Source organism: Microbulbifer maximicatervae (SeqCode) (assembly GCF_052467695.1).
Genome location: NZ_CP174320.1, coordinates 4,863,278 through 4,886,582, shown reverse-complemented (window position 1 = coordinate 4,886,582; position 23,305 = coordinate 4,863,278). Strand labels below are relative to the sequence as shown.

Genomic DNA, 23,305 nt, shown 5'->3' with positions numbered 1-23,305 from the left:
AGTGCAAGCCCGGTTCTGATGATCTGGGTAGTGCCAGCGGATGTGAGGTTAAATGTTGCCGCTATGAATCAGTATGTGGTGCATGTCACGGTGGTAGGTGTCGGTCTGCCTGGGGAGTCAATCGGATGGCTGCATTTGTCTCAGCTAATGAATATGCGAAATGTAGTGGTGGATGCGATTGTTGAAGAGTATTGGCTTTCCAGTGATGTCGAGTCATCTGAAAAAGGGATGGTTTTCCGAAACGAGATGGCAAGACTTAAAGCTCAGTATGGCGATTTCAAAACTTATTCCTCGGTGGCGCAAATACCTGATGCGCATCCCTCCTTTAAAAATTTGGTTGTTATCTCGGTGAGGACTCCACTCGCGAAGGGGATTTTTAAATCGGTAGTTAATAAAGGATATAGGAATATATACCTTGAAAAACCAGGTGCAGACTCGCTGGAAAAACTGCGTGAAATGGAAAGGATTGCCGACAGGAATAATGTAAATGTTGTTGTTGGCTATCAAAAGCATATCGCAAATTACGTGGATAGAGCCGAGAGGCTTAACGAGCAATGGAAGTTGAAGTCCAGGAGTGTCGGATTCATTCATCACAACCCGCATCCGGAAGCCAACCTGGAAAGCATTTTTAGGCAAAATTCCGAGGGTATGCTGCTCAACCAGTGTTGCCATGAACTTGAACTCTGTATAGCAAAGTGGAACCTTGCTCTTCACAACATTACTGATGTAGTGGTGAACCGAGATGAAACCGTGCAGAAGCGCTTCGGTGATATCGAGGACTTCAAAAAGCTGTCTTTTACGCTAAAAACTAATCTTGGAGTGAGCTTCTCTTTTCTGGCCACCCGTTGTGAAGGCGTCGAAAATTGCATAGTGATGCGAAAAGGCCTTCGAGGTGACCCTGTTTTTATTCGGCAGGCCATGGAAGATGTGCTTGATCGGGCACTTGAGCTTACTAGAAAAGAAAAGGGAGGGATGTGGTATTGCTACTTGTTTGAGCGAGATTATCGCAATCTGAAGCGGCTGTTTATTGAATCCATTCTAGATAGCGATGATGAGAAATACTTGAGCCTGCCGCGACTGCTTCATGCATGTGGTGTTCTCGAATTAGCCGCAGGGATAGAGCCCAGTATTAAGGCTCAATTAAGAGAAGATGAAAGCCATCATTCTATCGTACAAATTTCAGATACTATTTGTCAGGCTCCAACAAACCAAAGAATCTGGTACCACCATGGACCCTTTAATCCTGGTAATAAATTCCTTATAGAACTCCTAAGACCGCCGCAGAACAGAATTATTTGTTGTGTTGATGACAAGGTATGGGAACTCTATGGGAAGGGTATTACCGAGTGGCAAGAGTCCATGGGGGTTGAGTTCATCCCGATAGTTATGAAGGGTGGCGAACAGTCAAAAAATATTAATAGTCTTATCAGTATGATTGATGAGATATGGAAGGCAAACCCTCTTCGTTACAGGGAGCCAATCTTAGCTATGGGCGGAGGGGCGGTAACCGATACGATTGGGTTTGTCAGTGCGGTGTGGCGACGCAATACACCCTGGATACGTATTCCAACGACTCTAATGGGAATGATTGACTCCTCTATCGGCATTAAAGTCAGTGTGAACCACAATATTAAGAATGGGATTGGTGCTTTTCATTGTCCCTTGCATACCATTATTGATCCCTCCTTCTTGAAAACTAATCCACAGCGGGTATTAAAAAGTGCGATTGGTGAAATGATTAAGGTTGGAGTGGTATTCAACAAGGATGTGCTCGATACCTTGTCAGCTCAGGGTGCCACTCTGTTGGAAAACAGTTTTTTAGAACCTGATGGCCTGCCGGGAGATGCATCCTATAAACTGCTGATAAATTGTATTGATGCCATGCTGGATAGTATTGCGGGAGACTTAAAAGAAGAGAACTTATCCAGACCAATGGACTTTGGACATACGTTATCCCGCTGGTTGGAGCGTGATGAGGCTTTTAGGTTGATGCATGGTGAAGCTGTGGGCATTGATTGCCTGTTTACTTCGCTGGTAGCTGAAAAAATGGGATTGATATCCAAGGCAGACATTGAGTTACTATTTGGAATTTACGTACAGCTGGGTCTTGCAGCTAGCGTCAAAGGGCTGAGCCTGGATGTATACAAGACGGCAATAAAACAGATCTCGATTCATCGCTCCGGTACTTTGCGAGCGCCTCTCCCAGCCCCTCTAGGAAACTGTATTTGGGTCAATAAGATAGAGGCGAACCATCTGGAAAGCGCTTGGTATGACCTGCAAGAAAGGCTTACTCGTCATCCAGAGCTCATATTGGATCCTGATGAAATAGCAGAGGAGGAGTATTTACCCAAGCAATTAGACTTGACCAGTCATCAAAGCGCTAAAAAACTACCATTGAGAAGGCTGCGCTGGGGATTTATAGGCTGTGGAAGAATAGCAAATGATTTTGCATTAGTCCTCGATTACCTGGATTCCTCAGAAGTGTTTGCTGTAGCTTCCAGGGATTTTAATAGGGCGAGAGAGTTTGCGAATAGTCATGGAGCAAGTAGGGCTTATGGCAGTTACCTGGAACTTGTTTCTGATCCTGATATTGACATTGTCTATATTGCAACTATCCCCGAGTTACACCGACAACATGCTGAATTAGCATTAATGGCAGGTAAGCCTGTTCTTATTGAAAAACCTCTGGCGTTAACAGTTGAGGATGCTGTAAGGATTAAAGAGCTTGCCAATAAAAAACAGCTGTTTTGCATGGAAGGGATGTGGATGAGATTCTTCCCTGCTATTAAATACTGTAGAGATATTATTAGTCTTGGAAATATAGGTAAGGTAAGCCAGCTTCGTGCAGATTTGAGCTTTGACCTGCGTAAGGATGAAGGGTTGCAGTCTCCAAAATGGAAGGTGGGAGCTGGTATGGATGCCGGTGTGTATCCTGTCCACACGGCGCTGATGGTATTGGGTAGGGGGATATCAGACCTGGAGTTCTCTGGGGTGCTGGATAACTACGGTTTCCAGGAGGATGGTGCCGGACTCATTTATGCGCACTTCGATAGTGGATCAACAGCTGTAGTTTCCTGGAGTCATCTGGTTGAGGGTGCGGAAGAGTTGGAAATCTATGGCACAGAAGGGCGGATAAAAGTGTTTGCCCCGGCACATTGTCCAACTAGGGTGTCAGTGACGCGGATCACTGGTGATCGAAGGACAGATAATGAGACTAAGTTGTACGAATTCCCATTACCGAGAATAAGAGGCAGGTTTAATTATCCAAATTCTGAAGGGCTTTATTATGAGGCACAGGCTGTTCAGTTATGTATTGAGAAAAACTTAATTGAATCACCGGATCTTCCTCTTGCCGACTCTATACAAGCAATCCGAATGATTGAAGAGTGTGATCAATATATCAAAAGAAGAGCTGCGTGAAACGCAACATCTATTGGTTTGGATTGCTGTCATGCTATGGGGCTCTATTTTTACTGGGCTTTGTGGAGGTCTATAAAGCTCCAATTTATCCAAAAATTTTAGATTTTTTTTCTGTTTCCCCAACAAAGGGCTCCACCTTTTTCTTCCTGTCCACTTTTTCTGCCTTACTTATGACTTTGTCAGGGGCTCTCTGGGTGAAAAAAATCAGAGTGATCTCTGGGTTAGCATTATTCGTAGTGTTTATGGGGGTAGGGTCGGTACTTTCAGGTATTTCTGGATATTTGTACTCGTTTACCCTGCTTATTCTGGGCAGCTTCCTCTTTGGTTTGGGTGCCGGAGGGAGCATGGTTTTGATTAATGTGGCAATACCCCTTTTTGTGCCTGATAACTTAACTCGTCAAGGTTATTGTGGATTACATAGTACCTATGGGGTGGCCTCCATATTGTCTCCTTTGTTACCTGGGTTGTTATATAAATTTCACTTTGGATGGGAGGGCGGTTTCTATTTGTTTGGGGGGATAGCAGCAAGCATATTATTTTTTATCTTGTCTGGATTAATAAGAAGAAAAGGAAAACTGAGGAAAAATGGGAGTTCTTTTAACCCTGGCGCCTATAAGGAGACAAGCCAACGAGATAAAGAACCGAAAGAGTGGTGGATCGCAATTGGTGGTGGGTTTATTGTTTCTGCCTACAACGGCGCTGAACATATATTGGCGAGTAGGATGTTGCTGTTTCTTGAAGCTAGGGGAGGGCACTGGGCCGTTGAGGCGGATATTTTGCTTTCAATCTTTTTCGGATTGCTTTGCTTGGGGAGAGTGGCCTTCACTTTTATCCTGCTGAAGGGAAGTGCTTTTTTCTGGCTGATAGTCTCCTTTTTATCGACAGCAGCCGTATTTTCTCTGGGCTACTGGGTGAGTCCACTATGGTTTCCAGTATGTGGATTGACACTATCCTACTTGTTTCCTTATGCCATGGAATGGTTGATACATTGTAGTAAGAATCCCCCTTTTACAGTTTCATTCTCCTTAGGCATGGGGGGAATTTTCTTGATTCTGGCTCATGCTTTGGTGGGATGGTTAGACGAAAGTTATGGAATACAAACCGCAATCTTTGTAGTTCCTGTGTTCCTCTTGGGAGGAGTTGTATGTTGCTTGCTTTTGTCACTTATTGCGAAGCAAAGAAGCCATTAACACGGATTAGCAATATTTGATTAACGACAATGCCCGCCAAAAGGGCGGGCAAGGCCAGTTCCAATCCTGTGAGGGCTTGGGAAGTCTTAAATTTTGCCTACCAGATCGAGAGAGGGGGCCAGGGTTTCCTCACCTTCCTTCCATTTTGCTGGGCAAACTTCACCGGGGTGAGCAGCGATGTACTGGGCAGCTTTGATCTTGCGCAGCAGCTCACTGGCATCGCGGCCGATACCGCCAGCAGTAATTTCCACAATTTGAACACGGCCTTCCGGGTCGATTACGAAAGTACCGCGGTCGGCAATGCCTTCTTCCTCAATCATTACACCGAAGTTGCGGGTAATGGTACCGGTAGGATCACCGATCATCGGGTACTGGATCTTACCGATGGTGTCAGAGGAATCGTGCCAGGCCTTGTGGGTGAAGTGAGTGTCTGTGGAGACTGAGTAGATCTCTACACCCAGCTTCTTAAACTCCTCATAGTTGTCTGCCAGATCGCCTAATTCAGTGGGGCATACGAAGGTGAAGTCTGCGGGGTAAAAGAAGAATACGGCCCATTTACCTTTGACGTCAGAGTCACTTACATCGTGAAATTCGCCATTTTGGTAGGCTTTGGCGTTAAACGGCTTGAGTTGGGATTCGATATAGCGGGACATGGTTAGCTCCTTATTGGGTGCCTGGCTCTTAACTTTGATGCTGTTTATACTATTGAATGGTAATCAATAATAGAAATTAACAATTTAAATATCTGAGATAGTTTTCTGCTATCTAGACAGCCTGGCGATAATTTAGTCTGCAATCCGTACCAATTTGAGGTCGCTGGTTACATCGGGGATACTCGGGACCAAAGTATTAATACCCATCCATCGGGTATGGGTAATTTTTCACAAGGCGCATCTATGCGATTGATTCGGTTGCTTAAGCATGATCTGGCCCGCGAGGCCGGAGATTGGGTTGAAGACGGTGTGATCAGTGAAGCTCAGGCTGAGCAGATCTGTGCCCGCTATGAAGTGGATTACCACCGGGCGCAAGAAAGAACGCTTGGATATCGTATTTTGATTGGGTTGGCCTATCTCTTTATCGGGCTGGCGGTGATTACACTGATTGGAGCCAATTGGGAGGAAATCCCCAGAGCGCTGCGAATGGGGGGACTGATCGCTTTGACCTTGGTGACCCAGGGAGTGGCGTTTAAGGTTTACCTGTCTGGAGACCGGAAGGCCGGAGAGGGTTTGTTCTTGTTGGGCAACCTGTTTTTTGGTGCGGCGATTATTTTGATCGCACAGGTATACCATTTGGGCGAGCATATGCCAGATGGTATCTTCTGGTGGGCACTGGGTAGTTTGCCATTTGCTTTAATTACCCGCAGCCCATGGATTGCGGAGCAGTCCTTGCTCTTGGCTTTGCTTTGGTTCTTCCTGGAGTCGAGTTTAGGTTTTTACCCCGCCCTGTTCCCAGTTTTCTTGCTGGGGGCCCTCTATATTCTGTTAAGTGGTCGTGCGAGCGTGATTCTCTTGCTGACCTTTATCTTTGGCTTAGGTTTTTGGCTGGAATTTTCCCTATCAGAATTTTGGCGGCTGCAGGATGGGAAATTTAGTGCGGATATTTATCCAGAGAACCTTGCTCTTGCAGTCTCGCTCTTTATCCTGATGTATTGCTTTGCCCATTGGTTGGCAACTCGCCCGTCGGCGGTAGCCAAGGACTACGCAGCAGTAATCTCTATTTGGTGCCTTCGGTTTACTTTAATTGGCTTACTGATTTTTAGCTTTGAATATCCCTGGGAGGAGATGATAGAAGCCCCCTGGAGTCACCTACCCTCTATGTGGGCGGTAGTGGGGACTATGTCTGCCCTAGCGATAGTGTTGGCGCTGCTGTCTCAGAGGTTGCTATTCGGACTGGGAGTGTGCGGTGTTTTTGCGGCAGTACTTGTGTTTGTAACGAATGCCGGCTCCAGTGATTACGCAGTTTGGTTACAAATTTTTACAAACTTTGTCCTGATTGCCTGTGGAATCTGGTTGATCTTCAGGGGTATTCACGATGGTATCTCGCACTACTTCTTCCTCGGAGTTATGGCGGTCCTATTGACGGCTCTGCTGCGCTATATTGACTTGATTGGCGACTATATAGGTGCTGCTCTCCTGTTTATTCTCTTCGCAGTTTTATTGCTGGCCGCAGCCAAGTATTGGAAATATCACCAGGCGGGGGGAAGTTTGCGATGAAACGTAGAGTTGTGATTGGCCTGGTTGCCGCCATTGGCGTGCAGTTTTTTATACTGTTAGGAATGTATATTAAGGCTCAAATGCCTCTGTGGACGGGCCAGCCTGTCACAGTGAAAACTGTTCCTGTAGACCCGCGCTCATTGTTTCGCGGTAACTATGCCCAATTAAATTACGCCTTTTCCACTTTAGATAAATCCTTGTTTAAAGGGCAGGGACGACTGCGTCAGGGAGAGGTGGTTTATGTGGGCTTAGAGAAAGGGGCTTCCGGATTGTATGAACGCGCCTCTGTCAGCCTTGAAAAACCACAGGGCGGAGTCTTTATTCGAGGGCGGGTAGCAGGCCAGAATTTTTGGAATTCATCAGATAGCTATCGGATTCGCTACGGTATTGAAGCCTACTTTGCTCCGAAGGAAAAAGCCCTGGATCTGGAAAAACAACTGCGGGAGGGTGGCGTGGCCGAATTGATGATTTCTGCGGATGGGCGAGCGAGCTTGAAGGTTGTCAGAGGCTCAGGAAATCAATAGGCAAAGGGAAAAATCAGGAATGGAAGCGATTGGTCCGGCACGGCGCAGCCTGCCGGTTTTCTTTTTTTTAATGGATATTCAACTGGGCTGTCTATTGCTTGCGGCTCTGGGGCTCTACCTTGTGCCAATGGAAGTTTCATTTATTGGTGATGCGGTATGGCTGCAACTGCTGTTGGGATTGTTAGGCGCTATTGTCACATTTGCGGTAGTACTGACATTAGCTCGCTCTGAGACGCTATTTGGGAAAATGCTGCGGCTCCACTGTACTCAATTGATTCCGCTATTTTCCAAGTTGTCCCCATCACAAATGGTATGGGTTGCCCTGGCTGCAGGTGTTTGTGAGGAGCTGTTGTTTCGTGGTTTTCTACAGTCTTGGCTCTCCCAGCTCAGTACGCCATTCCTCGGCTTATTGGGTGCATCACTGATATTCGCATTACTGCACTGTGTTTCCTGGGTGTACTTCTTCCTTACCTTTATGATTGGGCTTATTTTAGGCATTTTCTACCAAATGTCCGGGGGCTTGGTGGGGGCGATTGTTTGGCATGCGGTATACGACCTTTTGGCAATTTTCGCCATAGTGCACTTTCCCCATTTGCTCGGATTAAAAAATCAAGTTTTAAAGCGAGGGTAAGTAGCTAGCTTTGGTCTGGAGACCCACAGAGATATTACGGAGTTACTCGCGGGCTCCTAGGGAGCCTCTGAATAACTCCATAATGCCTCTGCGGGCCTTGAAGGCTACAGATGTTAGGCGCAGCTCGCCGCGAATGGCTCGGTCCTTTGCAAGAGCTGCAACGCAGCAGCTGTGGCCTTCAAGGCCCGCCCTTCGGGGCTTGCAGAGCGATTCACACTCCGCGTTGCGACTTCTTGAAAGGTCTAGACATTCCTGCGAAGCCGCGCCTTGATTGTGAACCGCTCTGCAAGCCAGAGGTATCACGGAGTTATTCAGAGGCTCCCTAGATCACGGCAACGATCACCACTAGTACCAGGGAGGCCGTTAGGATAAAAGCAATAAGCGCTAAGAGTCCGTCTCGAGCTGCCAGCGATAGCCCAAAAATGGTGAGAGCGAGACCAGCAGTTGAGGCAGAGAAGGGGATTACTTCCATTATTGGCAGGGTCAAAGCAATAAAAATGCAGGTTCCAGCAATAGCGTAGGTGCCATATCGGCGCACGATAAAATCCATCCGTGGCTGAATCCAGCGGTCGGCAAACCGGGCGGGCTTTTCCATCCAGTGCAGGGCATCCATCAGCTTCTCGCTGGATATGGAGCGGTTGATTAACCACTGTGGAAGCCAGATATAGTTGCGCTTCATCAGCAGTTGTAGGGCAAACAGTAGTAGCAATACGCCCATCGCGGTAGACATTCCGGGAATACCGCTCAGAGGGGAAAACAGGATCAACCCGATAAGGATAAGGAACGGGGCAAAGGATCGAAGCCCCACAGCCTCAATAACATGCTGGATGGAGATTTTTTCCTGCCCCTGACTTTTCTCCTCAATATCCTTCAGCAGCTGGCCCAGTCCTATGATTTCTTGTGTCATGGTTGGAATTAGTTGCTGTGTAGTTTCTTTGCAAGACAATCTACTGATAAGAGGGCTGGAAACCGGGTAGTCTCTCGGAGTTATCCGGTTCCGTTGATATTGTCGAGCATAGCACTGTGACCGGCTTTTCGGATAAAGTCAGGCAGTTTTTCACAGGAGATAAGCTGTCTGACGTCAAACTAAACGGATAGAGGTGGGCCGTTGGCGGAGGATTATGCCTGTCATCATTTTCTGTTAGATTATTGTCGATGGCGGTTGTGCCTATTTCTGCTAATTAAATTTCGATGTGGTTTCTAGTTGGTACGTAATCCTAAGGCAGTCTATTTAGGTACTGAGCCACTCGATTACCTCGATAAACGACTAATAAAAAGGACGGTCACAAATGGATGCTGTTGACCAAACAAAAGGGAATCCACCAGTTTTTCTTTTATTAATTGGCACTCAGGTTGTTTGCTTGTTGTTGGCCCTTCTGGGCTTTTATCTGGCTTCACCCAAGGTAGTGATCATTGGTGATAGTGTAGGGTTGCAAGTAACAATTGGCATCATTGGTGCAATGGCTACCTATGGTGTGATGTTGTCGTTAACTCGCTCAGAAACGACCCTTGGCAAGTCAATGCGGCGTCAATCGATCGCCTTGATTCCGCTATTTTCACGATTGTCTTTCTTTCAGCTGCTGTTGATTTCTGTTGTAGTCGGAATTTGCGAAGAGCTTTTGTTTCGGGGGTTTTTGCAGTCCTGGTTGTCAGAACTTAGCTCGTCATTTTTGGGGTTATTAATTTCCGCAATTGCATTTGCGCTACTTCATTTCTCATCGTGGACCAATTTCTTTCTGACTTTGGGAATTGGTGTGGTTCTAGGAGTGGTTTACCAAGTGTCCGGAAGCTTATTGGGAGTGATAATCTGGCACGCAGTCTACGATGCAATTGTCCTTATTGTTTTGACTCAATATCCGCATTGGCTAGGGATTAAAGTAAAAGAATAACCGTAGTATTCGGGAGCGATTTACTTGTTTTAAGCTCCCGAATTTAACCTTTGGGGTTTAAGGAGCCTCCCAGATTCGCCGAGACATTACGGAATTATTCAGAGGCTCCTTAAGAATTGAATAGCTCATCCAAACGCAGGGTCTCAACCCCTGTTCGTTCTTGTCGACTTAAATAAACCATTTTTTTGGCTACTTCACGCCCCTCAATGGGCCTATAACGTCTCAGCCCCGGCAGCATACAAATTACTGGTAGGAGGATGCCTCCGATTTTCTCACCGGGTCGGGCATTTGCACGATCTCCGAGGAGTAGGGAGGGTTGCAGTATACTGATGCGCTTAAATGGAAGTTTCTTGATTTTCTCTTCCAGCTCACCCTTCATACGTAAGTAAGCACTGGCGCTATTGGCATTGGCTCCGCTGGATGAAACCAGTAAGTAATGGCTGACTCCTGCCTCCGCTGCCAATTTGGCCGCTTTGTATTGATATTCAACGTCAACCTTGTGCTGGGCGGCTAGGCTGCCGGCTTGCTTGCGAGTGGTTCCCAGGCAGGAAAATAGAGTATTTCCCTGAAAAAGAGGAGCAGCCTCCTCCAACCGATCAAAATCGACAATATGATTATGTATTCTTTGACTTGCAGTGGCTTTGGGGCGTCGAGTGAGGGTAAGTACTTCATCAAAGACTTCTTCACCAGCCAGTTGCTCTGTGAGATGGCCACCGATAAGGCCCGTAGCTCCGAGGATAATGGCTCTTTTGGTCATTGGAGGTCGATTTCCATTGATTATAAGTTCGCAAGGCTAATAGCGTACTTTAGCGCAAAGATGTCTATGTTTGTTAAAAGTTGCCAGCTGGAGAGGGTGTCTGGTGAGCAAAAAAGGCCGAAGCGTAATTAACTGAGGGAAATCTAACTCTGGGATTCCTCAGTAATTCTGGAGGATACAAAAATTCTCTATCAGATTGTGGATGTTCAATAATTGTTCACTGTGCAGATCCTTGCTGCATCTCATTGCGTCGCATGGGCATACTGTCGATACGTTGGAAAATTTCGACGGCTGAGAATTTATTGGCTTTATACTTTACTTCCCCATCCTTTCCTATAAGAAGTACTTGCATTGCTGGTCCTTGCAGATATTTTTCCCGTACATTTTTAGCAAAATTGTCTGTGACTTTACCGGGGAAGTTAGTCTCAAGGGTGCCTTTAGAGAATAGGAACCATATTAAGTTTCTCTCTGCAAACTGCGGCGCTAACTTGAGTAATTCATTGATTGTGCTATTGGGATCTTCCGGGATATTCAGTAATAGAATGCGGTTTTTCCACTGGAAATCTTTTAGGTCGTTCACCGTAGATCCCTGGGCGAATGTAGAAGAAGTCAACAGAACCAAGACAAGCACAATGAACTTATGCATTTACTAATCTCATCTATTAGCGTGATCTTAGGGGGCTCAGTAGGCTATCCAATCACTAATTCAATTTTCCGGCGCTTGGATGTCCTTTAAGCATAAGATATGAGCTGCCAGTTACAAGGCAGATGATGATTGGTATCGACAGTGAAAACTGACTAGTCAAAAGGCGTGTAAATTAGCGAGTGGTCTAGGCTCTAGGCGGGAGTAACAAAAATATATCGCAAGCTAATTAGGTTCTGAAGGATTACCTGAGCGGCTCGGGTGTCGAGTGAATTACGCAGTATGGCTAAACAGAGCAGCAAAATTACACGAGATCAGTACTTGGGGTTGGCTGCATTAGTTCTCGCGGCCTTCCTTATTAGTAATGACTATACCGCTTTTGCCCCCGCACTACCTGCCATCGAAAGAGAATTCAATGCAGACATAACTAGCTCCCAGTGGATCATTAACGGCTACGCCTTGGTTTTTGGTGTTTTCATCATAACCGGTGGCCGCTTGGCAGATATCTATGGCCGCCGCAGAGTATTTATGATTGGAGCGGGAATATTCGTTTTCTTTGCCGTGCTGGGTGGCTTGGCAATGGATATGTGGATGTTATTGATATCCCGCGCATTGATGGGAGTGGGTGCGGCATTGATGTGGCCGTCCACTTTGGCAATGACTTTTAACTTGTTGACCTATGAAAGGTCAGGGTTGGCGGGTGGTATCCTGATGGCCACCTGTGGGTTAGCGAATGCAGCTGGACCAGTTTTGGGTGGGGTGCTCGCAGATTTTTTCAGTTGGCGATGGATTTTCTTCGTTAATATTCTCCTCACTCTGGCAACAATGCTTGCTTGCTGGTGGGCAGTGCCCCCCGATAAACCTCGCGACACCGAGGAAAAAATAGACTTCTTCGGTGTGCTACTACTATGCACCTCGCTATTTTGTTTGCTTTTTGCACTAGATGTCTCCGCGGAAATTGGTTTCAAGCATCCTGTGGTTATCAGCCTGATCGTTGTATTCCTGGTGTTGCTCTGCCTGTTTACCATCGTGGAGTATCGAGTTGGTAAAGATGCCCTGATTCCCCCTGATATTGCAAAGAACCGGAAGTTCCTAGCGGTAGGTGTTACGACACTCCTAATCTCGGTAGTATTCCTATCGGCAATTCTCTATGTCCCCCAATTTTTGGCGAATTTTCGTGGTTACTCAGCATTTCAGGCCGGTTTATCTTTGGTCCCTTTAATGGTTGTATCTGGGCTGGTTGCTATTATCTCCGGCCGCCTCTATGAGCTAGCTGGACCAAAATTACTGGTCTCATTAGGTATTTTGGGGATGAGTGTTGGAATGTTCATGCTTTCGAACCTGACTTCGGACACGGGTTTTCTGGATATGTGTCCGGGCTTGGTCGTGTTGGGAGTGGGTATTGGGCTGTTTAATCCATCCAGTACGACTGCGGGTATTACGGTGGTGGAACCTCACCGTGCCAGCTTGGCAGGCGCAATCCTCTATATGTTTAAAATTGGTGGGGGTGCGGTTGGTTTGGGTATGAATGCTACAATCATCGCCTTCGCTCCAGATATACCTACGGGTATAGATAGAGCTTTTACAGTAAATGCTTACCTAGCCTTGGTAGGCCTGATTGTTTGCATGTTCTTTGTGATCGGCAGGCCAGAGAGCCAAAGCGGAGAGCTTTCTTGATCACAAGTGAAGTACGTCTCACCTCTTTTGTGTCGTAGGTCTCTTTTACCTAATTGAAGTGTTTTTTTCAAAATTTATCCATTCTTTGAGTTTTTGTGAGATTTGAATTTCCTCACATCTGATTAGCCCTCTATTCAATACAATGCCGCAGCTCAAGGCCCTGTTGTGCCTGGGTTTATTGTGGTCCTGTTCCAGGTTCTCTGGCAGGAATTGATAGTTTAGGGTTGGGTCGGAGGTAGGCCACATGTTCAGAATTCTTCAGATTGTACTTTTCTTTCTGTTGGCCAGTACTGGGCATGCTCAGACTATTGATAGAGATGATATCCGTGGCCTGGATGAGCAGATCCAGGATGTTAAGAAAGATGTAATTGATCTCACTGCTGAGTTGTCACAGCTGGAGGAAAAGCTCTTATTCCCCTCTAATACGCAGGTAGCTCTTTTTGTCTCGGTGGCTGATGAAAAGCCCTTCGAGCTGGAGTCGGTTGAGGTCACATTGAATGGCAAATTAGTTGCCCATCATCTCTATACCTATCGGGAAATTGAGTCCCTGCAAAAAGGTGGGGTACAAAAAATATACACTGGCAATGTGCAAGTGGGTGGGCATCCATTAGAGGTTAGTTTTCTCGGTAAAACCCCATCAGGAAAAGAGTATCGGGCTACAGCTTCCTACACCGTGGAGAAAGCAGTGGGTCCTAAATTTGTCGAGATTAAGGTTCTGGGAACCGAGTCCACGATAAACTTCAAGGACTGGTAATCATGCTCAGGTCCCTGGTAAATGTGTTGTCCTGTCAAACCAGGATGGCACTTGGTGCTCTATCCCTTTGTTCTTTGGCTGCTCTCCCCGCTGCAGCGGCGACTGAACCACAGGAAGAACTTAAAGACTTGTTTTTCGGTGCGGCAATGTTTCATGCCCATCAGGAAAGTTATTTTGATGCGATTGTGGCACTGGACACAGAACTTGCTCAGTATCACCGCTTAGATCAGCCCGAACTCGATCCTTTCAGTGCGCACTTGGGGCAAGCTGAGTTTTCGGTGGGTGACTTGGAATTGTCCTATCGAATGCACAGGGAGGCCGGGCGGGCTATTGAGGCTGTACTGCAGGGAAATGTATCCCAGCCGGTGCGCAATGAAGCCGCGTATCGGCTGGCAAAAATTCACTATCACAAACAACAGCCGCGCAATGCCTTACACGCCCTGGAAATGATTGACGGGCGGGTTCCCGAGAGGGTCCGTGCAGATGAGCAGTTTTTGCGTGCTCGAGTCTATATGCAGCTCGGTCGATTCGAGGAGGCCGTAGAACTACTGCAAGACCTGAAGGGTGAAGAATCGCTAGAGGGCTTTGTTTCTTTCAATTTGGGTATTGCCCAACTGAAGGCGGGAGAAGAGGAACGCGGTGTTCTGGAGTTGACTGCACTGGGAAGAAAGCGTAGTTCAGAGGCGGCCCTGCAGGCCCTTTACGATAAAACCAACCTCTTATTGGGCTCCCATTTAATGGAACTGGGCAAGCTGGAACTGGCGCGCCCCTATTTTGATCGTGTAAACCTCGATGGCCCTTTTTCAAACAGGGCGCTGCTGGGTGCTGGCTGGGTAGAGGCCCGCGCGGGTCGCTATGATCGGGCACTGGTGCCCTGGAAGCTGTTGCAAGACCGCAAAGGCACCAATGAGCCAGTGCAAGAGGTCATGTTGGCGGTGCCCTATGCCTACGGCAAACTGGATGTCCACAGTACTGCTGCAATTAATTACGGCCGCGCGTTAGACGCTTTCGGGCGTGAGATCGATACCCTCACTCAGTCTATTCATAGTATTCGCAAAGGTAAGTTCCTTGAGGCGTTGCGTCGCAAAGAGGCCACCCAGGTACAGAATTGGGTAGTGGCCTTGCGCAATTTACCGGAAGCCCCCGAGACCCATTACTTACTCGACCTGATGGCGTCCAATGACTATCAGGAATTTCTGCGTAACTATCGCGACCTCAACGATTTATATGAGCGCAATGAAGAGTGGCTAAAAAGCCTGACAGCCTACGAAGATATTATTCGTATTCGCCTTAACTATTACGAGCCCCTGTTGCCGGAGCTGGACAGGCAATTCCGGGAACTCGACGCCCGTATCCAACTGCGGATGGAGCAGCGCGATCAGTTTGCCAGTCGTATAGAGCAGATGCTGATCTCCCGCCGCCCAGAATACCTGGCAACGGCCGAAGAGCAGGAAGCGCGATTGAAGCTCCTGGAACTTAGCGGAAAAATTGCTGAGCATCCCCAAGGCTTTACTGATACTACTTTGGACCGGGTTCAGCGGCTCAAAGGTGTATTGGACCTGCGTCTTTCCTTTGAGTACGACCAGCGACTGACCGAAGCCTACAAACACCTGGCGGAATTAAACCAGGAGATCGAAAGTCTCCAGTCTGTGTACGATTCCTTTGTGCGTAGTCGCCAGGCGGCAACTCACAGCTATACCGGTTACGACCGCGATATTACTCGTTTGCGCGCGCGTATCCAGCAAACCCAACGGCGACTGAAAACCCTGATGGCCCGCCAGGGCACCATGCTTGAGGCCTTGGCAATTGCGGAGTTGGAACGCCGTCGCGCGCAGCTGGAAAGTTATCAAATTAAAGCCCGCTTCGCCCTGGCAGACAGCTACGACCGCGCTAATGAGCTGCAGGAGCAGCGTGAAGATGAATTCAAGGTAGAGCAGCACAAGGCGCTGTTGGAAGAGCAAATCCCTGAGGAGAATCCAGCGGAGATGGAGCCGGTGGAGGAAGAATCAGCAGAGGGAGGTGATTCGTGAGTAAGTTGCTCAAATCTAAATCTCGAGCTGGTATATCTCCCAATCGTGCCGTCGGTCTTCTCTCTGCACTTATAGTGCTAGGGGGTTGTGCGGGAAATAGCGGCAAGACCATCGGCAGTCTTCAAAATGTCGAAGTAGAAATTAAGGAAGAACATATTGATGGGAGCCTGGAGAAGGCACTGGCCAGCTACCAGAAGTACTTGCAGGAAACCCCTGAATCCAAGCTGACTCCCGAGGCGATGCGCAGGATTGCCGACCTGAAAATCAAGCAGGCACACCGCGCTGAAGATGCAGAATTCGATAACCTTGCTGGAGTAGCTGCTGGAGGCGGGGCGGTGATCTCTGTCGATGCGTCAGAAGCTATGGCTGAAAATACCCTGGATGCTCCAGAGACGTCAGCGCCGGTGGCGAAGGTAGAGCCGGTAGTGACTGAGGCGCAGGCCCCTGGGGTTGTCGAGTCCGACGAGGAGTTTGAAACCCGGGCTAGTGGCAGCATAGAAATAGCTGCAGATGAAACCCCGCTTGAAGCGCCGGGCGTTGATTCTGAAGAGGTGATGTCAGCCAATGCCCGCGAGGCCATCGATCTCTATATTAAATTGCTGCAAAAGTACCCCCTGTATCACCGCAACGACCAGGTGATGTATCAGTTATCCCGGGCTTATGAAGAGGCGGGAGAGATTGATGCAGCGGTGGATGTATTGCGCCAGCTGGTGGCCAACTATCCGGACTCGCGACATATCGATGAATCCTGGTTCCGGTTGGGCGAATACTATTTTACCCGCAAGAAGTTTCTCGATGGGGAAGAGTCCTACGGAAAAGTTATCGATATTGGTGTGATATCCAGTTTTTACGAGCTTGCCCTGTATAAACGCGGTTGGGCGCTGTTTAAGCAGGATATGTATGAAATGGCTCTGGATGACTATATCGCCATGCTGGATTACAAAGTCTCCCAGGGATATGACTTCGACCAGCAAAACAATAAGGGCGAGCGCAAGCATATTGACGATACTTTCCGTGTGGTCAGCTTGAGCTTTTCTTACCTGGAAGGCCCTGATTCGGTTGTCGATTACTTCTCCCGCAAGGGTAATAGAGATTACGAATTCCGGGTATACAGCCAGCTGGGTGAATATTATTTGGAGAAGCGTCGCTATCAGGATGCGGCAAAATCCTATATTGCGTTTGTTGATCGAAACCAGTTACACAGAGTATCTGCGGATTTCTCAATTCGTGTTATTGAGATCTACAGTAAAGGCGGCTTCCCCAAACTGGTGCTGGAAGCGAAGAAGGATTTCGCCACTACTTATGCACTTAATGCCGATTACTGGACTGTCTTCGATATTAATGAATACGGAGAGGTGGTTGCCTTCCTGCAGACCAACCTGGTCGACCTCGCCGGGCACTACCATGCGGCTTACCAGAATAAGAAGTTAAAAGACAAGAAGGCCGAGAATTATCGCGAGGCGATTCACTGGTATCGAAGCTATCTCGATTCCTTCCGGGAAACTGAGCGCGCACCGGAAATCAATTATCAGCTTGCCGGATTGATGTTGGAAAACCGGGATTTTCATGGTGCAGCTCTGGAGTATGAGCGCACGGCCTATGAATATCCTGCGCACAAGGATTCCAGCGAAGCAGGCTACGCAGCGGTTTACGCTTATCGCGAACATCTGGCCAATAACTTAAAAGATGCAACGGATGAGCAGCGTGCACCACTATTGCGGGAAATTATCCGTTCATCGCTGACATTTGCAGCCACATTCCCTGAGCATGCCAAAGCCCCTCAGATCATGCTCGGCGCGGTGGAGGATCTTTACGGGTTAAAAGACTATGCCCCGACGATCGCCAATGGCCGTTCACTGTTGGAGCAGTTCCCCACTGCGGAGCAGGAGATTAGACGTTCTGCCTGGCTGCTGGTGGCTCACGCTTCTTTCGATACTGCGGCCTTTGCGGATGCAGAAATCGCTTACGGTGAAACTTTGATGCTGACTGCCCAGGATGCAAAGGATAGGGCGGGACTGGTAGATAACCTGGCTGCTTCTATCTACCAGCAGGGTGATATGGCCCGTAAGCAGGAGGATCATGCAACCGCAGCGAGCCATTTCCTGCGTATTCGAGGCGCTGCACCCGGTGCGACCATTTTGGCTACGGCGGAGTACGATGCTGCCGCATCATTGATCGTGCTTAAGGATTGGGTACAAGCGGCAACGGTATTAAATAACTTCCGCAGTCACTTCCCGGAGCATGAGCTGGCAAAAGATGTCACCAAGAAGTTGGCAGTGGTTTACCAGGAGAGCGGTGAGCTGTTGTTGGCAGCTGCGGAATTTGAGCGTATTGAGCGGGAATCCGAGGACGATGAAATACGCCGTGAGGCCTTAACCCAGGCGGCAGATCTTTATGCAGCGGCAGAAGATAGCGCTAAAGCGCTGTCTGTTTTGCGTCGCTACGTCGATTATTTCCCCGAACCCATGGAGCCGGCGCTGGAGACCCGCCAGAAAATTGCCGATATCTACAAAGTGTCCGGGAGTCAAAAGCTTTATATGGCAGAGCTTCGTGAACTGGTGAAAGTTGAGTCCCGCGGTGGTTCCCAGCGCAGCGACCGCACCCGTTATCTCGCAGGTAATGCGGCCCTGCTATTGGCTGAACCCAATTTTGAGGCTTTCACCCAGGTGGATTTGGTTACGCCTATCGAGAAAAGCCTCAACCTCAAGCGCAAGCGTATGAAAGCAGCCACCCGTGCATTTACTGACCTGATTGATTATCAGGTGGCTGATGTGACCGCTGCGGCAACCTTTTACCTGGCTGAAATTTATCTCCACTTTAGCGTGGCCCTGAAGGACTCTGAACGTCCAACCAACCTGAATGCCCTGGAGCTGGAAGAGTATGAGTTGGCATTGGAGGAGCAGATTTATCCCTTCGAGGAAAAAGCCATTTCTGTTCACCAGAAGAATGTCGAGTTGCTGGGCGTCGGTATTTATAACCCCTGGATTGATAAAAGTATTGGCAAGCTTGCCAATTTAATGCCCGCTCGCTATGCACGGGCGGAAGAGGCTGGTGAGTATCTCCAGACTATTGTACCCCTGCCGCCAGAGCCGGAATTGCCCTCAGCGGGATCAGCAGTTTCGGGTCAGTAATAACAGGCATTTGCCTTTTGGAGTGGAAAGTTATGCAAAAACAAATGGGTTTGTTTTTTCTGGTGGGCTTAGCCTTGTTGTTAGCAGCTTGCGCCAGCACCCAAACCAAGTCTGGAAAAATCTCTGATTATTCTTCGGTGCGGGTATCGGGCAGTGTGAGTCGGGACTTTGAGCGATCCCTGGAATATCTTGCCGAGCAGGATTATGCGAGTGCTATTGAACTTCTGCAGTCAGTGGTGGAGCGCGAGCAGCGCCTTCCGGCACCCTATATCAATCTGGGTATTGCCCACTACAAAAGTGGCAATGAGGCAAAAGCGGAAGAGGCTTTTTTAAAGGCATTGGCGCTGGACGAAAAGCATCCGGTGGCAACTAATGAACTGGCCGTTCTCTACCGAAAGCAAGGGCGCTTTGCCGAGGCGCGAAAAATATATGTGAATGCTTTGGCAGAAAATCCAGAATATCTACCTTTGATAAAAAATCTGGGCATATTGTGTGATCTGTATCTGCAAGATCTCCAGTGTGCTCTGGCACAATTCGAACAATATGTTCAATTGGAGCCAGAGGACCGGGATGTCACTATCTGGTTAGCTGATATTCAACGGAGGGCTGGTAAATGATTAAACTTCGTTGGGCTTTGCCATTCGTGGTCAGCTTTATGGTTTTTCCTTATGCCTTGGCTCAGTCTGAGGGAGAGGAGAAAAAAGAATCCACCGATAAAAAGGTGGATTCAAAAATTAAGGAGTTATCGGGTATTTCTATTATCGGTAACAAGGAAGCCCCTAAGTCTCTCTATATTGTCCCCTGGAAAAGTTCCGAAGTGGGTGTCGAAAGCGACCTTGTCTCCAGTTTGATGGACGACAAACTCAAACCGCTCGACAAGGAAGTTTTCATGCGTGAGTTGGAGTTCTATCAACTCAGCCTGTCCGGCGATTAACGCCATATTGATTCTGGCTGTCGCCGGATTAGCACCAAGTTTTAGCTGTATTTCTCAAGAGGGTTTGTAATGGACTTTTTCAATAACGTCATCGAGTTTTTCCAGACGGGCGGTACTTTCATGTACCCGATTCTCGTGGTTGCCGCACTGGGTGGTGCTGTGGCTATCGAGCGTTTTATCCGCCTGCATTTGGAGCGCCGCAGCAACCGCAATATGTGGGATAAGCTGCAGCCGGTATTAGCTTCAGGAGACTTCGATCGCGCTCGCAACCTGGTAAAACAGGATGAGTCCAGTGTGAGCAAATTACTGTCTATGGGGCTGGCCCGGCAGGGGGCTGTTCGCCGTCGTGAAGATATCGAAATCGCGATGGAAGAGAGCATGATGGAGATCACTCCACAGCTGGAAAAGCGCACCCCTTACGTAGCTTTGTTTTCCAATATCGCAACTTTACTGGGGCTTCTGGGAACCATTATGGGTCTGATCGAGGCCTTTACCGCGGTAGCCAATGCCAACCCGGCAGAAAAAGCGGACCTGCTCTCCGCCAGTATCTCCGTGGCGATGAACACCACCGCCTTTGGTCTGATGACTGGTATTCCATTGTTGATCGTTCACGCACTGCTGAACTCACTCACCGGTGAAATTATCGACAGCCTGGAAATGGTCTCTGTAAAAGCATCCAACCTGATTGATGGTGCAACCCGTCGTCGCTTTGAAGTGGAGCCCACAAAATCCAAGCCGTCTAGTGAAAAAACTGCTCCAGCTAAAACCAGTCCAGTAGCACAGCAAGCGGAAACTGCGTAATGAGAAGGCGGCGCCACGGGCGGGATAAAGAAGCTCCTGAGCTGGATATCACCGCTTTCTTGAATTTGATGGTGGTATTGGTGCCTTTTCTATTGGTATCGGCGGTATTTTCGCGGGTGACAATTCTCGAACTGAATATGCCGAGTGGTGCCGGTGGTGGGGCACCGGATGATCCCACGGTTACGGTGGAGGTAGTTGTGCGAGAGCAGGCCGTGGAAATCAGTGATGGTGAAAAGGTTATCGCTCGCTTCCCCAACTTGAACATCGATGGTGAGGGTGAAAATGCTCCGGTTGAAGCCCCCGTTGGGGCAGATACCGAGCAGGCTGAGGCTCTCGCTGTGCTGCCCACAGCAGAGGTGTATGACCTTAAAAAGCTTACTCAGTTTTTGTTGGAAGTTAAGGCCAGTTATCCGGATAAAACCGATTCCATCATCCTGATGGAGCCCACAATCGCCTATGAGCATTTAGTGGGCATTATGGATACTGTGCGAGGAGCTGAAGTGCGGGTTGAGGGGAGTGATCCCAGTGACCTGGAAGCGGTGGAAAAGGTGGTTTTATTTCCTGATATTTCCATAGGAGATGCGCCGTGAGAAATGAAAGCCGACGCATGAAGCGTATGGCGCGAAGCCATAAGCGCAAGAAAACTTCAGGCATGAACCTGACTTCCCTGATGGATGTTTTTACGATCCTGGTATTTTTCCTGCTGACTAATACCTCCAGCAATGAAGCGCTTGAGCCCCCCAAGGTGATTACCTTGCCGGACTCAGTGGTGGAGACCAAGCCCCGGGAGACGGTGACCCTGATGGTGACCAATGATGAAATCCTGGTGGAGTCCAACTCGGTAATTGCCACCTCCGAAGTGTTGGAAAGTGAGGAAACCATTATTGCGGCCATTAAGGAAGCGATGGTTGCGGAGCTGGCCAAGGCAATTGGTGTTGCCCAGGCCTCGGAAGATTCAGGTGAGGGTGATGTCGAGGGGGGGCAGGATCCAGAACCACCGGAGGTCAATATTCTCGCGGACAGAGGCATTCCGTTCAGTTTGCTGAAAAAGGTGATGTCCAGCTGTACAGACGCTGGCTATACCAAAGTTTCACTGGCGGTTATTCAGAAAGCATCTCAGGGTTAATGGAAGTTTGTGAGTAATTTTCTTCAACAACAGCGGGCGGTAGGTGAGGCGCTTGAGGCGGTTCACCATCGCATGCAGCTGCTCGAGGATGAGCGGCACCAGATCGAAGAGAAGCTGGCTGAATTACAGGACCAGGGGTCCAAGTACCAGTTGCTCGACGAAATTTCCGAACGCCTGCGCAAGCTTGAAGAAGCGGGCGCGGGAGAAATGTTCTGGGCGGAAGATTATCGGGAGAATGCTTCTGCGCAGGTTATCGAGCGGATCGGGCAGTCGACGCGCAGTTTCAATCAGAGCCTGGAGCAGCTGCGCGATGAGCGCAGTGCTTTGCAGAACAGCATAAGCGAGTGCCAGGAAGAGGTATTTACGCTGGATGAGCGCGCGGATGAGCTGCGCCGCGAGGAGGAAGAGTCAAAGTTCGAGTTCGAGATAACACGGGAATTCGAGCAGCCCAAGTTCCGCCCTATGGTGATGCCATGGCACAAGCAAGGCGAGGACGAAAAGCGTTTTCGCCGCTGTGTTTTTGCCTCACTGTTTATCGCCGCCTTGCTGGGCTACCTGATTCCTCTGTATACGGTGCCCCAGCCCGAGTCTCAAATAGTGGAAATTCCCGAGCGCCTGGCCAAGCTGGTTATTGAGAAGAAAACCAAGCCCAAGCCACCGCCGGAGCCAGAAAAAGCCAAGCCTAAGAAAGAGGAGAAAAAACCGGAGAAGAAGCCTGAGCAGAAGGTAGCCAAGCAGGACCCGAAACCCTCCAAGGCGGAGAAAAAGCAGGCGCGTAAAAAAGCTGAGCGATCCGGTGTTCTCGCCTTTAAGGATAACTTCCAGGACCTGATACAAGATGATCTGGATAACCGCCTCGGCCAGCAAACCCAGCTGAGCACAGCCGGTAAAAAAGAGAACCGCAGTCAGCGCTCACTGATCATCGCAGCATCTACCGCGGGAAGTGGTGGTATCAATACGGCAGAGTTGAGTCGCAATGTGGGTGGATCTGGTTCGGACTTGGGTGGCGTTGCCTTTGCTCGAGTGGAAAGTTCTATCGGTACTGAAGGTGACTTTGCCGGCGAGGACCGTCCTCTCAGTGATGGTGCTGGACCGTCGCGGACAGATGAGGAAATCCAGATTGTTTTCGATCGCTACAAAGCCACCTTGTATCGTATCTACAATCGTGAGCTTCGTAATAATCCCGCGCTGCAAGGTAAGATGGTGTTGAAGATTACTATTGAACCCAGCGGATCGGTTTCTGCCGTGAGTGTAGATTCTAGTGATGTGGATTCGCCGTCGCTCAATGCAAAAATTGTGGCTAGGGTCAAACGATTTAACTTTGGTGAAAAGGCCGGAGTGCCGACCATTACCATTCTTTATCCGATTGACTTCTTCCCACCAACCTAGGCTGATAATTGGCCGGAGCCCACTGAATAGTGGGTTCCGGTCGTTTCAAACTGATGAAATTTTCGTCATACCTATTCAGTTATTATTTGTCTGTTCTGAACTAAATTTTCCCTCACAGAGGGCCCGCCTGAGAACCACTTGGCAATCCCTACAAAAGTTCCACTTGCTAGCTGGCTAATTATGACTTGTTTCACGG

At 48.6% G+C, this 23,305-nt stretch carries 20 protein-coding genes; 16 read left to right on the top strand and 4 right to left on the bottom strand.

Annotation, left to right across the window (positions count from 1 at the left end; genetic code table 11):
• Positions 1 to 18 precede the first annotated feature (18 nt).
• The gene (locus ACJJI8_RS21455) at positions 19 to 3,420 is read left to right on the top strand and encodes a Gfo/Idh/MocA family oxidoreductase (protein WP_444933701.1); all 3,402 of its coding nucleotides are present in this window, start codon (positions 19 to 21) and stop codon (positions 3,418 to 3,420) included.
• The gene (locus ACJJI8_RS21450) at positions 3,417 to 4,610 is read left to right on the top strand and encodes an MFS transporter (protein WP_444933700.1); all 1,194 of its coding nucleotides are present in this window, start codon (positions 3,417 to 3,419) and stop codon (positions 4,608 to 4,610) included. Before ACJJI8_RS21455 ends, ACJJI8_RS21450 begins: the two co-directional genes overlap by 4 nt.
• Positions 4,611 to 4,696: 86 nt before the next feature.
• Here the strand turns inward: ACJJI8_RS21450 and ahpC are convergent, their stop codons facing one another.
• On the bottom strand, positions 4,697 to 5,263 hold the full coding sequence (ahpC, locus tag ACJJI8_RS21445) for an alkyl hydroperoxide reductase subunit C (protein ID WP_020413219.1): 567 nt from the start codon (positions 5,261 to 5,263) through the stop codon (positions 4,697 to 4,699).
• A 243-nt stretch (positions 5,264 to 5,506) separates the two neighbouring features.
• Between ahpC and ACJJI8_RS21440 the strand changes: the two genes are divergently transcribed.
• The 3 genes from ACJJI8_RS21440 to ACJJI8_RS21430 are packed head-to-tail and all read left to right on the top strand — an operon-like array spanning position 5,507 to position 7,978.
• On the top strand, positions 5,507 to 6,823 hold the full coding sequence (locus ACJJI8_RS21440) for a DUF2157 domain-containing protein (RefSeq protein WP_444933699.1): 1,317 nt from the start codon (positions 5,507 to 5,509) through the stop codon (positions 6,821 to 6,823).
• Complete coding sequence (locus ACJJI8_RS21435) at positions 6,820 to 7,347, top strand: GDYXXLXY domain-containing protein (RefSeq protein WP_444933698.1); 528 nt, start codon at positions 6,820 to 6,822, stop codon at positions 7,345 to 7,347. The genes ACJJI8_RS21440 and ACJJI8_RS21435 overlap by 4 nt, the downstream gene beginning before the upstream one ends.
• Before the next feature lie 19 nt (positions 7,348 to 7,366).
• Positions 7,367 to 7,978, top strand: a complete 612-nt coding sequence (locus ACJJI8_RS21430; protein WP_444933697.1) for a CPBP family intramembrane glutamic endopeptidase — start codon at positions 7,367 to 7,369, stop codon at positions 7,976 to 7,978.
• 322 nt (positions 7,979 to 8,300) lie between these two features.
• Here ACJJI8_RS21430 and ACJJI8_RS21425 read toward each other — a convergent pair whose 3' ends face one another.
• Entirely contained in the window at positions 8,301 to 8,885 is a 585-nt protein-coding gene (locus ACJJI8_RS21425) for an exopolysaccharide biosynthesis protein (protein ID WP_282932146.1), read from the bottom strand.
• Positions 8,886 to 9,267: 382 nt separating this feature from the next.
• Here ACJJI8_RS21425 and ACJJI8_RS21420 point away from each other — a divergent pair, with 382 nt between their 5' ends.
• Complete coding sequence (locus tag ACJJI8_RS21420; protein WP_444933696.1) at positions 9,268 to 9,867, top strand: CPBP family intramembrane glutamic endopeptidase; 600 nt, start codon at positions 9,268 to 9,270, stop codon at positions 9,865 to 9,867.
• Between the two features lie 109 nt (positions 9,868 to 9,976).
• On the opposite strand, the gene ACJJI8_RS21415 is transcribed toward ACJJI8_RS21420, so the two are convergent.
• Together ACJJI8_RS21415 and ACJJI8_RS21410 are read right to left on the bottom strand one after the other, a co-directional pair.
• Complete coding sequence (locus ACJJI8_RS21415) at positions 9,977 to 10,624, bottom strand: NAD(P)H-binding protein (protein ID WP_444933695.1); 648 nt, start codon at positions 10,622 to 10,624, stop codon at positions 9,977 to 9,979.
• A 217-nt stretch (positions 10,625 to 10,841) separates the two neighbouring features.
• The gene (locus ACJJI8_RS21410; protein ID WP_444933694.1) at positions 10,842 to 11,270 is read right to left on the bottom strand and encodes a DUF4174 domain-containing protein; all 429 of its coding nucleotides are present in this window, start codon (positions 11,268 to 11,270) and stop codon (positions 10,842 to 10,844) included.
• A 279-nt stretch (positions 11,271 to 11,549) separates the two neighbouring features.
• Here ACJJI8_RS21410 and ACJJI8_RS21405 point away from each other — a divergent pair, with 279 nt between their 5' ends.
• From ACJJI8_RS21405 to ACJJI8_RS21360, 10 genes are all read left to right on the top strand, one after another.
• Positions 11,550 to 12,944, top strand: a complete 1,395-nt coding sequence (locus ACJJI8_RS21405; RefSeq protein WP_444933693.1) for an MFS transporter — start codon at positions 11,550 to 11,552, stop codon at positions 12,942 to 12,944.
• Between the two features lie 244 nt (positions 12,945 to 13,188).
• The gene (locus tag ACJJI8_RS21400) at positions 13,189 to 13,698 is read left to right on the top strand and encodes a hypothetical protein (RefSeq protein ID WP_282932151.1); all 510 of its coding nucleotides are present in this window, start codon (positions 13,189 to 13,191) and stop codon (positions 13,696 to 13,698) included.
• A 2-nt stretch (positions 13,699 to 13,700) separates the two neighbouring features.
• On the top strand, positions 13,701 to 15,728 hold the full coding sequence (locus ACJJI8_RS21395; RefSeq protein WP_444933692.1) for a tetratricopeptide repeat protein: 2,028 nt from the start codon (positions 13,701 to 13,703) through the stop codon (positions 15,726 to 15,728).
• Complete coding sequence (locus ACJJI8_RS21390) at positions 15,725 to 18,859, top strand: tetratricopeptide repeat protein (protein ID WP_444933691.1); 3,135 nt, start codon at positions 15,725 to 15,727, stop codon at positions 18,857 to 18,859. The genes ACJJI8_RS21395 and ACJJI8_RS21390 overlap by 4 nt, the downstream gene beginning before the upstream one ends.
• A 32-nt stretch (positions 18,860 to 18,891) precedes the next feature.
• A complete protein-coding gene (locus tag ACJJI8_RS21385) occupies positions 18,892 to 19,476 on the top strand; it encodes a tetratricopeptide repeat protein (RefSeq protein ID WP_444933690.1) in 585 nt (194 codons plus the stop codon).
• Positions 19,473 to 19,793: a hypothetical protein gene (locus ACJJI8_RS21380; protein WP_444933689.1), complete on the top strand. Its 321-nt coding sequence runs from the start codon at positions 19,473 to 19,475 to the stop codon at positions 19,791 to 19,793. Before ACJJI8_RS21385 ends, ACJJI8_RS21380 begins: the two co-directional genes overlap by 4 nt.
• A gap of 69 nt (positions 19,794 to 19,862) precedes the next feature.
• The gene (locus ACJJI8_RS21375; protein ID WP_444933688.1) at positions 19,863 to 20,594 is read left to right on the top strand and encodes a MotA/TolQ/ExbB proton channel family protein; all 732 of its coding nucleotides are present in this window, start codon (positions 19,863 to 19,865) and stop codon (positions 20,592 to 20,594) included.
• Positions 20,594 to 21,184, top strand: coding sequence for an ExbD/TolR family protein (locus ACJJI8_RS21370; protein WP_444933687.1), 591 nt, complete (start codon positions 20,594 to 20,596; stop codon positions 21,182 to 21,184). Before ACJJI8_RS21375 ends, ACJJI8_RS21370 begins: the two co-directional genes overlap by 1 nt.
• Positions 21,181 to 21,720: an ExbD/TolR family protein gene (locus ACJJI8_RS21365; protein WP_444925357.1), complete on the top strand. Its 540-nt coding sequence runs from the start codon at positions 21,181 to 21,183 to the stop codon at positions 21,718 to 21,720. Before ACJJI8_RS21370 ends, ACJJI8_RS21365 begins: the two co-directional genes overlap by 4 nt.
• Positions 21,721 to 21,729: 9 nt before the next feature.
• Positions 21,730 to 23,109, top strand: a complete 1,380-nt coding sequence (locus ACJJI8_RS21360; RefSeq protein ID WP_444925356.1) for an AgmX/PglI C-terminal domain-containing protein — start codon at positions 21,730 to 21,732, stop codon at positions 23,107 to 23,109.
• Positions 23,110 to 23,305: the final 196 nt, after the last annotated feature.

Coding starts and splice junctions, on each gene's coding strand:
- ACJJI8_RS21455 (WP_444933701.1), top strand. CDS start 19: ATGATCTGGGTAGTGCCAGCGGATGTGAGGTTAAATGTTGCCGCTATG.
- ahpC (WP_020413219.1), bottom strand. CDS start 5,263: ATGTCCCGCTATATCGAATCCCAACTCAAGCCGTTTAACGCCAAAGCC.
- ACJJI8_RS21440 (WP_444933699.1), top strand. CDS start 5,507: ATGCGATTGATTCGGTTGCTTAAGCATGATCTGGCCCGCGAGGCCGGA.
- ACJJI8_RS21435 (WP_444933698.1), top strand. CDS start 6,820: ATGAAACGTAGAGTTGTGATTGGCCTGGTTGCCGCCATTGGCGTGCAG.
- ACJJI8_RS21430 (WP_444933697.1), top strand. CDS start 7,367: ATGGAAGCGATTGGTCCGGCACGGCGCAGCCTGCCGGTTTTCTTTTTT.
- ACJJI8_RS21425 (WP_282932146.1), bottom strand. CDS start 8,885: ATGACACAAGAAATCATAGGACTGGGCCAGCTGCTGAAGGATATTGAG.
- ACJJI8_RS21420 (WP_444933696.1), top strand. CDS start 9,268: ATGGATGCTGTTGACCAAACAAAAGGGAATCCACCAGTTTTTCTTTTA.
- ACJJI8_RS21415 (WP_444933695.1), bottom strand. CDS start 10,624: ATGACCAAAAGAGCCATTATCCTCGGAGCTACGGGCCTTATCGGTGGC.
- ACJJI8_RS21410 (WP_444933694.1), bottom strand. CDS start 11,270: ATGCATAAGTTCATTGTGCTTGTCTTGGTTCTGTTGACTTCTTCTACA.
- ACJJI8_RS21405 (WP_444933693.1), top strand. CDS start 11,550: ATGGCTAAACAGAGCAGCAAAATTACACGAGATCAGTACTTGGGGTTG.
- ACJJI8_RS21400 (WP_282932151.1), top strand. CDS start 13,189: ATGTTCAGAATTCTTCAGATTGTACTTTTCTTTCTGTTGGCCAGTACT.
- ACJJI8_RS21395 (WP_444933692.1), top strand. CDS start 13,701: ATGCTCAGGTCCCTGGTAAATGTGTTGTCCTGTCAAACCAGGATGGCA.
- ACJJI8_RS21385 (WP_444933690.1), top strand. CDS start 18,892: ATGCAAAAACAAATGGGTTTGTTTTTTCTGGTGGGCTTAGCCTTGTTG.
- ACJJI8_RS21380 (WP_444933689.1), top strand. CDS start 19,473: ATGATTAAACTTCGTTGGGCTTTGCCATTCGTGGTCAGCTTTATGGTT.
- ACJJI8_RS21375 (WP_444933688.1), top strand. CDS start 19,863: ATGGACTTTTTCAATAACGTCATCGAGTTTTTCCAGACGGGCGGTACT.
- ACJJI8_RS21370 (WP_444933687.1), top strand. CDS start 20,594: ATGAGAAGGCGGCGCCACGGGCGGGATAAAGAAGCTCCTGAGCTGGAT.